Annotated in this window: 11 protein-coding genes; 9 read left to right on the top strand and 2 right to left on the bottom strand. The window is 63.9% G+C overall.

Features of this window, described 5'->3' with window-relative positions; all coding sequences use genetic code 11:
- The first annotated feature begins 7 nt into the window (after positions 1–7).
- Both QQL24_RS18195 and QQL24_RS18190 read left to right on the top strand, forming a co-directional pair.
- Positions 8–1,177: an alpha-hydroxy acid oxidase gene (locus QQL24_RS18195; protein ID WP_284313711.1), complete on the top strand. Its 1,170-nt coding sequence runs from the start codon at positions 8–10 to the stop codon at positions 1,175–1,177.
- 18 nt (positions 1,178–1,195) lie between these two features.
- On the top strand, positions 1,196–1,879 hold the full coding sequence (locus QQL24_RS18190) for an RraA family protein (RefSeq protein WP_284313710.1): 684 nt from the start codon (positions 1,196–1,198) through the stop codon (positions 1,877–1,879).
- 195 nt (positions 1,880–2,074) lie between these two features.
- Here the strand turns inward: QQL24_RS18190 and QQL24_RS18185 are convergent, their stop codons facing one another.
- On the bottom strand, positions 2,075–3,496 hold the full coding sequence (locus tag QQL24_RS18185) for a M48 family metalloprotease (protein ID WP_284313709.1): 1,422 nt from the start codon (positions 3,494–3,496) through the stop codon (positions 2,075–2,077).
- A 64-nt stretch (positions 3,497–3,560) separates the two neighbouring features.
- On the bottom strand, positions 3,561–4,205 hold the full coding sequence (locus QQL24_RS18180) for a thermonuclease family protein (protein ID WP_284313708.1): 645 nt from the start codon (positions 4,203–4,205) through the stop codon (positions 3,561–3,563).
- A gap of 308 nt (positions 4,206–4,513) precedes the next feature.
- Here QQL24_RS18180 and QQL24_RS18175 point away from each other — a divergent pair, with 308 nt between their 5' ends.
- From QQL24_RS18175 to QQL24_RS18145, 7 genes are all read left to right on the top strand, one after another.
- Positions 4,514–4,852: a P-II family nitrogen regulator gene (locus QQL24_RS18175; protein WP_284313707.1), complete on the top strand. Its 339-nt coding sequence runs from the start codon at positions 4,514–4,516 to the stop codon at positions 4,850–4,852.
- 46 nt (positions 4,853–4,898) lie between these two features.
- Positions 4,899–6,263, top strand: a complete 1,365-nt coding sequence (locus QQL24_RS18170; protein WP_431310710.1) for an ammonium transporter — start codon at positions 4,899–4,901, stop codon at positions 6,261–6,263.
- Between the two features lie 472 nt (positions 6,264–6,735).
- A complete protein-coding gene (locus tag QQL24_RS18165) occupies positions 6,736–8,310 on the top strand; it encodes an ABC transporter substrate-binding protein (protein ID WP_284313706.1) in 1,575 nt (524 codons plus the stop codon).
- A gap of 127 nt (positions 8,311–8,437) precedes the next feature.
- Positions 8,438–9,388, top strand: coding sequence for an ABC transporter permease (locus QQL24_RS18160; protein WP_284313705.1), 951 nt, complete (start codon positions 8,438–8,440; stop codon positions 9,386–9,388).
- A 9-nt stretch (positions 9,389–9,397) separates the two neighbouring features.
- On the top strand, positions 9,398–10,249 hold the full coding sequence (locus QQL24_RS18155) for an ABC transporter permease (protein ID WP_284313704.1): 852 nt from the start codon (positions 9,398–9,400) through the stop codon (positions 10,247–10,249).
- Positions 10,250–10,259: 10 nt separating this feature from the next.
- Positions 10,260–11,906, top strand: coding sequence for an ABC transporter ATP-binding protein (locus tag QQL24_RS18150; RefSeq protein ID WP_284313703.1), 1,647 nt, complete (start codon positions 10,260–10,262; stop codon positions 11,904–11,906).
- A gap of 64 nt (positions 11,907–11,970) precedes the next feature.
- Positions 11,971–13,980, top strand: coding sequence for a CocE/NonD family hydrolase (locus QQL24_RS18145; RefSeq protein ID WP_284313702.1), 2,010 nt, complete (start codon positions 11,971–11,973; stop codon positions 13,978–13,980).
- Positions 13,981–14,109 lie beyond the last annotated feature (129 nt).

Genomic DNA, 14,109 nt, shown 5'->3' with positions numbered 1-14,109 from the left:
AGCGATGATGCCGGGCCAGCCGGATCTGCAGACGGGCGGCTACAGCATCGAGGCCATGCGCCTGCTCGCCCGCTCGGCCCTGCCGCGATTCGTCTTCGATTTCGCCGATGGCGCCGCGGAGGACGAATGGACCCTACGCCGCAACGAGGCGGCCTTCGACGATTATGTCTTCCTGCCCAAGCCCCTGAACGGGGCGGGGGAGCGCGACCTTTCGATTACCTTGTTCGGCCACCGGCTCAGCATGCCGCTGATCCTGGGGCCGACCGGTCTTGCCGGCCTGTTCTGGCCGCAGGCCGAGCAATGCATCGCCCGCGCCGCCGCGGCCGCCGGCACGGCCTTCTGCCTCAGCCATGGCTCGGTCTGCACGCTCGAGGATGTGGCTGGGATCGGCGCCTCGCCGCGCTGGATGCAGGTCTTCATCTACAAGGATCGCGGCTTCACGCGCGAGCTCGCCAGCCGGGCCGAGGCGGCAGGCTATGACGCTCTGGTGCTCACCACCGACAACCAGGTGCTCGGCAAGCGCGAGCGTGACCTGCGCAACGGCTTCTCCATCCCGCCGCGCTTCGGTCCGCTCGATGTCGCCGGCATGGCGCTCAAGGCGCCCTGGCTCTGGCGCATGCGCGAGGAGCTCCAGCGCATCAATTTCGGCAATTATGTGCGGGATGGCGAGAAGGCCGACATCAAGACCCTGGCCGCGCGCATGCAGTCGCTGCTCGACCAGGGCATGAACTGGGCTGATGTCGATGCCCTGCGCGCGCAGTGGCGGGGACCGCTGATTCTCAAGGGCGTACTGCATCCCGACGAGGCGCGCGAGGCGCTGCAGCACGGCATCGATGCCGTCATCGTCTCCAACCATGGCGGACGCCAGCTCGACGGCGCCATCGGCTCGCTCGACGCGCTGCCTGGCGTGGTCGAGGCAGTACAGGGCCGCATGCCCGTGCTCGTCGATGGCGGCATCCGCCGCGGCGCCGATATGGTGAAGGCGCTCGCGCTCGGCGCTACCGCCTGCCTGGAGGGGCGTCCGCATCTGTGGGGCGTCGCTGTCGCCGGCGAAGCGGGTGTCGCCCACGTGCTCGAAACCTTCCGGCGGGAGATCGACCGCGTCATGGGCCTGTGCGGCCTGCGCAGCATTGCCGACATCAAGCCGAGCCTCATCCGCCGAAGCTCATTTCACTGAAGATTGGGATATTGGACCATGATCGAAGACCCGCCGCTCCTGCAGATTCGCCGCAATTTCCCGCGGCCCTCGGCCGAACAGGTCGCCGCCTTTGCCGGCGTGCAGGCCGGCTTCGTGGTGGATGCCATGAACGGGCGCGGGGCGGTAAATTACCGTATCAAGCCGATCACCGTGGCGCAGTCCTTCCACGGCGTGGCTCTGCCCTGCCACACCGGCGCCAACGACAATCTCGCCGCCTTCGGCACCATCCTGGCGGCCCAGCCCGGCGATGTGGTGATGTGCGCGGCCGACAGCTTCCACGAAGTGGCGGTGATCGGCGACCTCATGCTCGGCATGATGAAGAATGCGGGCATCGCCGCCTTCGTCACCGACGGCCTGGTGCGCGACCAGATCGGCCTCAGGGCCGTCGGCCTGCCATGCTTCGCCGCCGGCGTGACCCCAAACTCGCCCGTGCGCAACGGCCCGGGCACCGTGGGCTTTCCCGTGGTGGTGGGCGGCGTCGCCGTGAGTGCCGGCGATATCGTGGTGGGTGACGAGGATGGCGTGGTGGTGGTGCCCTTCGCGCGCATCGAGGAAACGATCGCCCGCCTCGCCCTAGTAAGGGCGGCGGAGGCGGATTTCGATGCGAGGGTGAAGGCGGGCCTCAAGGTGCCCGGCTTCATCCAGGCCATGGTGGATGCGGGGCGGTTCAAGGAGGTGTAGCTGGGAGCGCGTTTCCTGGGAGCGCGGACATCACAGCGACATGCGCGTGCATGTCGCGATGTCCGCTCTTGGAAACGACGTGGATGAAAGAAAGGGCACAAACCTACGGTCGCGCCCCTTTCTCACGCCGAAGTGGTTCGAGAGGCGGATCGTCCGACACTCTCTTGAGTGTCGTAGGGACGTCCGCGCTCCCAGTCACTGCGCGATGATCTTCACGCGGTCGCCCGGCTTGATCGGCGTGTTGTCGTCGAAGCCGTTCAGCACGAGGAAGCGTTCGAGCTGGTCCTGCGGCTCGATCATGCGCGCCGCCAGGGACTGCAGGGTGTCGCCCGCACGCACGGTGACGATGTCGATGTGCTCTGGATGCACGTTGCGCTGCTCGTCCGGAGTCATGTGGCGGAAGCTGCTTGCCGTCTGCTGGAACAGGGCATCGGTGGAGGCATCGAGGTTGCGGGCGGCCAGGATCAGGCGATAGACGTCGCCGCCGAAGCGGATGGCATAGAGGCGGAAGCTCCAGTCCTGCCCGCGGGCAACCGCCGTGGCGGCTTCGTTGCCGTTGATGTTGAGCGTGGTGATCGAACCGGTATCGACGCCCGAGATCCAGCCCGAGCCGAGATAGGCCTGCAACGACTGGCCGTCCTTGGTCTTCACCGTGTCGAGACGCAGCGCCCTGCCATTGCCGTCGATGCCGAGAATGGCCTGCGGCGTGTTGTCGAGCGTGAAGCTGGGCGGCGCGGTGAAGGTGAAGGCGAGGCGCGGCTGCCAGAAGACGCGGCCCTGCACATAGCCCTGGCTCGGATCCTCACCATAGGTGAGGCCATCGATCACCGAGAGATAGCCGAACTTGTCATGCTCGCCGGAGCCGGGCTGGCCATATTGCGCCGCCTCCTCATTCGCCTTGGCGATACGCTCGGGTGTGGAGGGATGGGTGGAGAGGAAGTCCGGCGTGGTCGGCCGGCCCCGCGCCTCCACCTGGCGGCGCATCGAGGTCAGGAAGCGGGAGGCGCCATAGGGATCGAAGGCCGCCTTGGCGATGGTGCGGATGCCGATCTCGTCGGCGGCAAGCTCCTGCTGGCGCGAGAAGGCGGCGAGACTGCCCTGGCTCGAGGTCGCCAGGGAGGTGTTGTGCAGCATATCGCCGACGCCCGAGACGAGCTGGGTGTTGCGCTCGGCATCGGCACGCGCCTGGGCATGGCGGGCGGAGACATGCGCCATCTCATGGGCGATCACCGCCGCGATCTCGGCATCGTCATTGGCGAGCGCCAGCAGGCCGCGGGTGACGAAGAGCTTGCCCGAGGGCAGGGCGAAGGCGTTGATGGAGGAGGCGTTCAGCACCGTCAGCTTGTAGGGGATGTCGGGCCGGTCCGACTGCGCGGCGAGGCGCTGGACGAGATCGTCGAGATAGCGCTCGAGCCTGGCGTCGCGATAGGCGCCCCCATAGGCCGCGAGCACGCGCGCGCTCTCGCGCTCGTCCGCGTTGGGCGGAGCAATCACGCGCGGGGCTTCCGCCGGCAGCGAGGTCGGTGTCGTGGCGCTTGCGGTCTGCGTCACCGATGGATCGTTGTCGGAGACTGAGGCGCAGGAGGCAAGGCCGAGCGCCAACGCAAGGGTGCTCAACTGCGCCCAGTTCCGATATACTGCCCCACGCCCGACCCGTATCCCGCTCAGCACCCCGATCCTTTCATGGCGACACCGGCGCGACCTGTTCGATCGCCGCCGGCTCGGTAATTTCGATACGCGGCCCGTCCCGCATGGTGACGATACCGCGCGCCCTGATATGGCTGCCCTCAAGGACAGCGGCGGAAAGACCGCTGGCTTCGAACCGTGGCCATTGTTTGGCGGGAATCGCCAAGGTCACGTCCTCCCGCCAAATTTTGCCGAAATCGATCCACACGGTCGTCTTCGTCACTCCAACATGCAGCACGCGTCCCGCCACAATGGCAAAGCCATCGGCATGGCGGGCAACGGCCTCTGGAGCCGCCGCATCGGCGACTGCATAGCCCGGATCGGCCCAGAGGCCAAGCCGCGCCCGGCGGGCATTGTCCTCTGCAGTCATTAATTCTGTGTAACAGGCTTCGTCCCCGATGGCCGGGCGGATGCGCGCCAGCCCCCTCGCGGCAAGATCCGATGCAAGATCGCGGCCATCGATATAGAGAGCGCCGCGCAGGGCGCCATGGCGGTCGGGCCCCGTCGCCGCGATCAGCGTCGCTGCGGTTCCGGCCAGGGGTGGCAGGCGCAGCGAGGCCTGGTCGAGACCAGCCAGGCGCACCTCTCGCCCGTCGGCGAGAACGAGATGGCCGTCCGCATTCGTGTCTGAAATCGTCACGCTTTCGCCAGACTGCGCCTCGATTGCACAAGGATCGCCCAATGCCGGCGTCGCCATCCCCCAAAATGCCACAATAGCGAACGAAATGCCTATTTTTTGTGCAGACCTTGCGAGCATCCCTGATTCCAAAAGCGGCAGTTGAGGTTTTTCGTATGATTTTTCATGGTGTTAGCACATTGGCACGCGGTTGGCACGCCACTTGAAAGGGCGGGGCAGGCCGTGACGCGACTTTCCTTCCGAAAGCTCGTCTTGCGGTGAAGCTCGTGTCCGAGGTCGGAGTAACCGGTTCTCGAAGGGGATAGAACAGCATGAAAATAGTGATGGCCGTCATCAAGCCGTTCAAGCTCGAGGAGGTGCGCGATGCACTTACCGCCTTGGGCGTGCACGGTCTGACCGTGACCGAGGTCAAGGGTTACGGAAGGCAGAAGGGGCATACGGAAATCTATCGCGGCGCCGAATATGCCGTGAGTTTCCTGCCGAAGCTGAAGATCGAAGTCGCCGTTCCCTCGGAACTGGTGAGCAAGGTGATCGATGCGGTCACCGCGGCCGCCAAGACCGGCCAGATCGGCGACGGCAAGATCTTTGTCACCCCGCTCGAAACCGCCGTGCGCATCCGCACCGGCGAGCGCGATGGCGACGCCCTCTGAGACCCGCTCCCTGGACACCCACTGTACGAGACAGGATTTCCGCTCGATGACACTTTCCCGATCCCTCAAATATGCGGTGCCAGCGCTGATCGCCGTCAGCCTGCTGATTGCGCTGCCTGCCTTGGCTCAGACGGCCCCCGATGCAGCGGCAGCTGCTCCGGCCGCGGCGGCCGCCGCGCCGAAGATCGATACCGGCGACACGGCCTGGATGCTGACCTCCACCGCGCTCGTTCTGATGATGACCATTCCGGGCCTGGCGCTGTTTTACGGCGGCATGGTGCGCGAAAAGAACGTCCTGGCCGTCCTCGGCCAGAGCTTCGCCTGTACTGCTCTCGTTACGGTGCTCTGGATGGTGATAGGCTACAGCCTCGCCTTTACCGATGGCGGCTCGCATCAGTCCTGGCTCGGTGGCTTCTCCTATGCACTGCTGCGGCCGATGGGCCTGAACGCCACCAGCGCGCTCGCGCCGACCATTCCTGAGTCGGTCTATATGTGCTTCCAGATGACCTTCGCGATCATCACGCCCGCGCTGATCGCCGGTGCCTTTGCCGACCGCATGAAGTTCTCGGCCTTCCTGTGGTTCATGGGTCTGTGGCTGCTTCTCGTCTACTGCCCGATCGCCCACTGGGTCTGGGGCGGTGGCATGCTCGGCTCCTCTGGCGTGCTTGACTATGCCGGCGGCACCGTCGTGCATCTCAATGCAGGTACGGCCGCTCTCATCTCCTGCCTGGTGATCGGCAAGCGCGTCGGCTACGGCACCGAGAACATGGCGCCCCACAATCTCGTGCTGTCGCTGATCGGCGCCTCCCTCCTGTGGGTGGGCTGGTTCGGCTTCAATGCGGGTTCTGCCGTGACCTCGAACGTCAATGCCGGAATGGCCATGGCTTCAACCCAGATCGCCACCGCTGCCGCTTCGCTGGCCTGGATGTTCGTCGAATGGATCGTGGCCAAGAAGCCCTCGATCCTCGGCATGATCTCTGGCGCCGTCGCTGGTCTGGTGGCCATCACGCCCGCCTCCGGTTTCGTCAACCCGACAGGTGCCCTCCTCATCGGCATCCTCGCCGGCATCATCTGCTACCTCTCGGCCGTGCAGATGAAGAAGGTGTTCGGCTATGACGACGCCCTCGACGCCTGGGGCGTGCACGGCGTGGGCGGTGCGCTTGGCGCCATCCTCACCGGCGTCTTCGCCTCCAATGCCATCAACTCGGCCGGCAAGGGCTGGATCTATGACGGCAACTTCGCCCAGATCGGTACCCAGTGCTATGGCGTGGCGGTTTCCTTCGTCTACTGCGCCGTTGCCACCTACATCATCCTGAAGGTCATCGACCTGACGATCGGCCTGCGCGTCTCGAAGGAATTCGAAGTCGAGGGTCTCGACATCAACCTCCACGGCGAGACCGTGCATCACTGATCCCTCGGATAGTCAGCTATCCAGACAGGAAGGCCCCGGCGCAAGCCGGGGTCTTTCGACGTCCAGGCCAGGGGAATGGCTGCCCCGATCCCCGCCTGCACAGGGAAAATTCGGGCTGGCATTAAAATTAATGCGGCGCCGGCTCATTCTTCATGTCGGACTGGTTAACGGCATTGTCTAAAATACGACAGGACGGGTCGTATTTAGAGCAGTGGATTTTCGGGGCTTTTCACCCCCTCAATCTCCAGATTTTTGCGATAATTGTGCGTGAAACCTGCTTTACCTTGCGGTCAAAGCCAAATTTTTAGGCTCGCCTTTCCCTTAGGAAAAATGACACGACGTCGCTCTGCTGTCATTTGATGTCGTTTGTAAGTCTCTTGCACGGGAGGTTGCAAGCCACGATAGTGGGCGAGTTAACGCCCGGGCAAACGGGCGAAACTTCCATTCAGGCGAGCCGCAGGGAACCACAGATATGACGGGTAAGAACTTTACGCAGCAAGGGTCGGGCCTGATCCTTGACCGCCGCGAACTCATGAAGAGCGCCGCGGCCCTCGGATTGAGCTTCGGTGGCCTGGGCGCGCTGAGCAGCTCGGCCATGGCTCAGGATACTCCCAAGAAGGGCGGCACCCTCCGCCTCGGCATGGAAGGCGGCTCGGCTTCCGACAGCCTCGATCCGCGTACCTATGCCGATTCGATTCCGATCTCCTATGGCTACCAGATCTGGAATGGCCTGGTCGAGATCGGCGCCGACGGCAGCGCCACCGGCGAACTGCTGGAAAGCTGGGAATTCAAGCCCGGCGCCAAGGACTGGATCTTCAACGTCCGCAAGGGCGTGACCTTCCACTCCGGCAAGACGCTCGATGCGGATGACGTGATCTACTCGCTCAACCTGCATCGCGGTGACACCAAGTCGGCCGCCAAGGACCTGCTGTCCTCGATCACCGACATCAAGAAGCTCAGCGCCAACCAGATCCAGATCACGTTGTCGGACGGCAACCTCGACCTGCCCTTCAACCTGTCCGACTATCATATCCTGTGCGTGCCGAACAATTTCACGGACTTCTCCAAGCCCGACGGCACCGGCGCCTACAAGCTCGAAACCTTCGAGCCGGGCGTGCGCCTCGTCACCAAGAATTCCGGCCATTACTGGAAAACCGGCCGCGGCAATTTCGATGGCATCGAGCTGCAGTACATTCCCGATGCCACCGCCCGTATGCAGGCCCTGCTCGCCGGCCAGGTCGACGCCATCAACCGCCTCGATGCCAAGACGATGGACATCATGACGGCCTCGCCGGATACCAGCGTCGTGCAGACCAAGGGCACCGGCAACCGCTTCGCCTTCGTGGCGCTGTGCGACAACGATCCCTACACCAGTGCCGACCTGCGCATGGCCCTGAAATACGGCATCGACCGCAAGAAGATCGTCGACACCGTCTATATGGGCTACGCCACCATCGGCAACGACACGACGGTCTCGCCTTCGAACAAATACTATGCCAAGGACGTGCCGCAGACCCCCTATGATCCGGACAAGGCCGCTTCCTATTACAAGAAGGCTGGTTCGCCCAAGATCGAGCTCAAGGTCTCGGAAGGCGCCTATTCCGGCGCGACCGACGCCGGCGTGCTCTACCAGGAAGCCATGAAGCAGGCCGGCATCGACCTCACCGTCACGCGCGTCTCGGGTGACGGTTACTGGTCCAACGTCTGGCTGAAGGATCCCTTCTGCGCCGTTTACTGGGGCGGCCGCCCGACGGTCGACCTCCAGCTCTCGCAGACCTTCCTGTCGTCAGCCAACTGGAACGACACGCATTGGAAGCGCGAGGATTTCGACAAGGTCGTCATCGCGGCCCGTGTCGAAACCGACGATGCCAAGCGTACGCAAATGTACTCCGAGGCCCAGAAGATGATCCATGACGATGGCGGCATGGTCTGCTACGCGGTCGGCGATTATCTCGACGGCTATTCCAAGAAGGTCATGGGTACCGCCCCGCATCCGCGCTACGACATGTGTGACCAGCGCATTGCCGAAAAGGGCTGGTTCGCCTGATAGTCAAACCGGGGGGTGCGGCGTATCAGCCGCACCCCTTTTCCTTTCAAGACGAAGGTCGAACCGCGGGCGGGGGGAACTGCTCCGTGAACGCGCCTCTATTAACAAGTTCGGAAAGGACGCCGCTGTGGGACGTCTCATTGCTTGGCGCATCATACAGGGGGTGGTGACGCTTTTCGCCATTTCCTTGATCATCTTCCTGTTGACGCTTGCCCTGCCTGGCGATGCCGCCACTGCGGTGCTCGGCCAGTCCGCCACTCCTGAAACCGTCGCCGCCTACCGGCACGATGTCGGTCTCGACCTGCCGGCGTGGCAGCGCTACCTGGCCTGGCTGTGGAACGTCCTCACCCATTTCGACTTCGGCAAGTCCTATACGAACCAGCGCGTCATCGTCGAAGATCTCTGGCCGCGGTTCAAGAACACGATCTGGCTCGCCGGTTTTGCGACGCTGCTTTCGGTTCCGCTGGCCATCATCACCGGCGTGACCTGCGCCATCACCGAAGGGCGCATTGCCGACCGGGCCGCCAATATCGGCGCGCTGGTCGCCATCTCCATGCCTGAGTTCTTCGTCGGCGGCATCCTCATCCTCTTCCTGACCGGCAAGGGCATGTGGTTCGCCCCGACGGCGAGCGTCACGCCGGAAATGAGCCTATGGGCGCGCGCCATCGCCACCTTCCTGCCGGCGGTGGCCATGACCTGTCTGGTCTGCGCCCACATGATGCGCATGACCCGCAACTCCGTGCTGTCGATCATGTCGACGCCCTATATCGAAATGGCCTTCCTTAAGGGCATGACGCGCAGCCGCGTCGTCGCCCGCCATGCCTTGCCGAATGCGGCCTCGCCGATCATCTCGGTGGTGGCGCTCAACATCGCCTATCTCGTGGTCGGCGTCGTCGTGGTGGAGAAGGTGTTCACCTATCCCGGCGTCGGCCAATACATGATCGACGCGGTCAGCAAGCGTGATATCCCCGTGGTGCTCGCCTGCGGCATGCTCTTCGCCGCCGTCTTCATCATTCTCAATACGATTGCCGACGTGATGGCGATCATCCTCAACCCGCGTCTGCGGCACCCACGGTAAGAGGGCAGCATGAAAATCTTCGGACACAAAGCGCCGCTCACTGCCGTCATCGGCCTCGCCATCATCTTCATTAATATCGCGGTGGCGCTCATCGGGCCCCTGCTGGTGCCCTATACCGACACCCAGATCGTGGGCAAGATGTTCCAGGGCATCTCGCACACGAGCTGGCTCGGCACCGACAAGCTCGGCCGTGACATCTTCACCCGCCTCGTCTATGGCGCGCGGCTCACCATCGGCATCGCTCTCATCACCACGCTGCTCTCCTTTGCCATCGGCATTACCACCGGCCTGATCGCTGCGGTGACCGGCCGTTGGGTCGACATCTTCCTCTCCCGCCTGTGCGACATCATCCTGTCGATCCCGTCATTGATCTGGGCGCTGATCATCCTCGGCATTTTCGGCCAGACCCTGACCTCGCTGGTGCTGACCCTCGCCTTCCTCGACTCCACCCGCGTGTTCCGCCTGGCGCGTGCGCTCGGCATGAACCTCGCCTCGCTCGACTTCGTCGAAGTGGCGCGGCTGCGCGGCGAAGGCCTGATGTGGGTGGTGCGGCGCGAAATCCTGCCCAACGCCATGGCGCCGCTGATGTCGGAATTCGGCCTGCGCTTCTGCTTCAACTTCCTGATGATTGCGGCGCTCTCGTTCCTCGGTCTCGGCGTGCCGCTGCCGCTCTCCGATTGGGGTGGCATGGTGCGCGACGACATGCAGAGCCTGACCCTGTCCAAGGTCATCCCCACGATCTCGCCCTCGGCGCTCTATCCCGCCGCCGCGATTGCACTTCTCACGGTCGGCATCAATCTTGTCGTCGACTGGTTCCTGTCGATCGATGCTCGCCCGTCCGGCGCGCAGGCAGAAATGTAAGGGGGCCAAGATGGCAGACACCAAACCCAACTCCGCGCCCTCGACCGATCTCATCCTCGAGCTCGAAAAGCTCAAGGTCGAGACCATCACCGGCCGCGTGCTCGTCGACAATGTCGACGTCACCCTCAAGCGCGGCGAGATCCTCGGCCTCATCGGTGAATCAGGCGCCGGCAAATCGACCATCGGCCTTGCATCGATGGCCTATGCCCGCGCCGGCATGCGCATCACCGGCGGTTCGATCAAGCTCGACGGCACCGAGCTCCGGGCCTCCACCGCCGCTCAGCGCCGCAACTTCCGTGGCAAAAGCATTGCCTATATCGCCCAGAGCGCCGCTGCTTCGTTCAATCCTTCCATGACCCTCATGGACCAGGTTTGCGAAGCACCGGTGATGCATGGAGTGATGACGCGGCCCGAAGCTGAAACCTACGCCAAAAAGCTCTTTCGGACCTTGCAACTGCCCAACCCCGACACCATCGGCGAACGTTATCCGCATCAGGTGTCGGGTGGCCAGCTGCAGCGCGCCATGGCTGCCATGGCGATGAGCTGCCGTCCGGACGTGATCGTGCTCGACGAGCCGACCACCGCTCTCGACGTCACCACGCAGATCGAGGTGCTTGCCCTCCTGCGTGACCTCATCCGCGAATTTGGCACGGCGGGCCTCTATATCACCCACGACCTCGCGGTTGTCGCGCAGATCGCCCATCGCATCATGGTGCTCAGGCATGGCAAGATGATCGAGGTAGGCAGTGCGCAGCAGATCCTGGAACAGCCGAAGACCGACTACGCCACGGCGCTGGTCAACGAGAGGCGCAATGCCGAGCACCTCCAGCTGAGTGCGCCGGTCAATGTCGAGCAGCCCGTCCTGTCGATGACGAATGTCACGGCAGGCTATGGTCCCGTGCCGATCGTCAAGAATGCCTCCTTCAAGCTCGCCAAGGGCGAGACCCTGGCGGTCGTGGGCGAATCTGGCTCGGGCAAGAGCACCATCGCCCGCATCGTGGTGGGGCTGCTGCCGCGCTGGGAAGGCGATGTTTCCCTCAATGGCAAGACCTTGCCGCCGGCGCTCCACCAGCGCAGCAAGGATATCCTGCGCCGGCTGCAGATGGTGCATCAGCTGCCGGACGTGGCGCTCAATCCGCGCCATACGCTGGCGCAGATCATCGGCCGTCCGATCTCATTCTACTTCAATCGCTCGGGAGCGGAGGTCCGCAAGGGTGTGCTCGAGTTGTTACGCAAGGTCGGCCTGCCGGAAGACTTCGCCGATCGCCGCCCTGGCCAGCTTTCGGGTGGCCAGAAGCAGCGAATCTGCATCGCCCGCGCTCTGGCAGCCGAGCCGGAAGTGATCATCTGCGACGAGCCGACCTCTGCGCTCGATCCGCTGGTGGCCGAGGATGTGCTCAAGCTCCTTAAAAAGCTACAGGACGATCTCGGCCTGTCCTACATCTTCATCACTCACGACCTCGGTACGGTGAAGCGCATCGCTCACCGCACGGCGGTGATGCTGAGGGGTGAGATCATTGCCCAGGGCCCGACGGCCGAGATCTTCTCGCCACCCTTCCACCCCTACACCGAGAAGCTCATCAGCTCGGTGCCCGAGATGGATACGCATTGGCTCGACAGCATTCTGGCCAGCCGCAAGGGCCAGATCCTGGTCTGAGCGGAATGATTAAGGGGGCCGGTCTTCGGACCGGCCCTTTTTATTTGAGTATATTTTTTTACATTTGGATATTGCGATGACCGCCGTCCGTATCATCGAACATTTCTTCATTCCGCTCTCCGATGGCACAAAGCTGGCAGCACGGCTTTGGCTGCCAGAGGATGCCGAGGCCACGCCCGTGCCGGCCATCCTCGAATATATTCCCTACCGCAAGCGCGACGGCACGCGCGGGCGCGACGAGCCGATGCATGGCTGGTTCGCCGAGAATGGCTACGCCGCCATCCGCGTCGACATGCGCGGCTCGGGCGAGTCCGACGGGCTGATGGACGACGAATATTTGCCGCAGGAGCTCAACGATGCCTGCGAGGTGATCGCCTGGCTCGCCGCCCAGCCCTGGTGCTCCGGCTCGGTCGGCATGATGGGCAAGAGCTGGGGCGGCTTCAATTGCTTGCAGGTCGCGGCGCTGCGCCCGCCGGCGTTGAAGGCCATCATCACCGTTTGCTCCACCGATGACCGCTATGCCGATGACATCCATTTCATGGGCGGCACGTTGCTCAACGACAATCTGTGGTGGGGCTCCATCATGCTGGCCTACCAGGCCCGCCCTGCCGATCCGGCCCTGGTCGGCGAAGCTTGGCGGGCGCAATGGCTGGAGCGGCTCAACCACGTGCCCTTCTTCCCGGCGCTCTGGCTCAGTCACCAAAGGCGCGATGCCTATTGGCGGCATGGCTCGATCTGCGAGGATTTTTCCGCCATCCAGTGCCCGGTCCTCGCAGTGGGCGGCTGGGGCGACGCTTATACCAACGCCATCCCGCGCCTGCTCGAGGGCCTGCAGGTGCCGCGCCTCGGCCTGATCGGCCCCTGGGCGCATATCTATCCGCAGGATGGCGTGCCCGGCCCGGCCATCGGCTTCCTGCAGGAAGCGACGCGCTGGTGGGACCATTGGCTGAAGGGCCGGGATCGCGGCATCATGGCCGAGCCGATGCTGCGCGCCTTCATCGAGGAATGGACCCCGCCCGGCCATCGCGATCCCGTGCCCGGCCGTTTCGTCGGCGAGATGAAATGGCCATCGCCTGAGATTGCCCCGACAACGTTCCATCTGGCGCCGGGCGTCCTGACGGCAGTGCCCAGGTCGCCGGCCGAGATCGCCTTCACCTCTCCGGCCTGGACGGGATCGACCTCGGGCGAATGGATGGGCACCGGCGTCACCGGCGAGGAGGCGGCCGACCAGCGCCATGACGATGCCTTCTCCTGCTGCTTCGACAGCGAGGTTCTGACGGAACGTCTGGAACTGCTCGGGGCGCCGGAGATCGAAGTAGAGCTTGCGGCAGACAGGCCGGTGGCGCAGCTCTGCGCAAGGCTGTGCGATATCGCGCCCAATGGCTCCTCGCGCCGCATCGCCTATGCCGTCTTCAATCTCACCCATCGAGACAGCCATGCCGAACCGGAGGCGCTCGAGCCCGGCCGCTTCTACCGCATCCGCCTCAGGCTCAGCGACTGCGGCTATGGTCTCGCCCCCGGCCACAAGATCCGCCTGGCCCTGTCCACTGCCTATTGGCCGTTGATCTGGCCGGCGCCGGAAGCGGTGACGCTGACGCTGCGCTGCCCGGGCGAACTGCGCCTGCCGGTGCGTGCGAAGAAAGTGGAGCCCGATGTCGTCTTCGAGCCGGCGATGAGTGCGGCGCGGGCACCCACAACCAAGGTCGCGGACGGGTCGGTGACTCGGACCACGGCCCTCGACCTTCTCACCAACACCGCTGCCTATGTCACCCATGGCGAGGGCGGCCTGTTCGGCGAGGGAGTGCTGCGCTTCGACGAGATCGACACCACGCTCTCCCACAGCCTCAGGCGCGAGCTGACCATCAAGGGCGACGACCCGCTCAGCGCATGCTATCGCCTGACGGAAGACTATGAGATGGGTCGCAAGGGCTGGGACATCCGCGTCGAAGTGAAAACATCGATGCAGGCAACGATCACCGACTTCATCCTGGAAGGTGAGCTCAAGGCTTTCGCCGATGGCGAGTTGGCGGCCGAGCGCCGCTGGCATGAGAAGATCGGCCGCGATCTCCTCTGAGCAAAACGTGTGCAGGTTGAAACGCTCTTTTTGCTCAACGCGTTGGAGGCAGAGGCATTTTGCGTTTCTTGGTGATTTGATCCGAAAGTAGAACGCTCCGACCGCAATTGCGCCTTGAGTATGCCGTAT

Origin of the sequence: Labrys miyagiensis (genome assembly GCF_030160835.1) — a bacterium.
Classification (GTDB): domain Bacteria; phylum Pseudomonadota; class Alphaproteobacteria; order Rhizobiales; family Labraceae; genus Labrys; species Labrys miyagiensis.
This window is presented reverse-complemented; position numbering and strand designations above follow the sequence as displayed.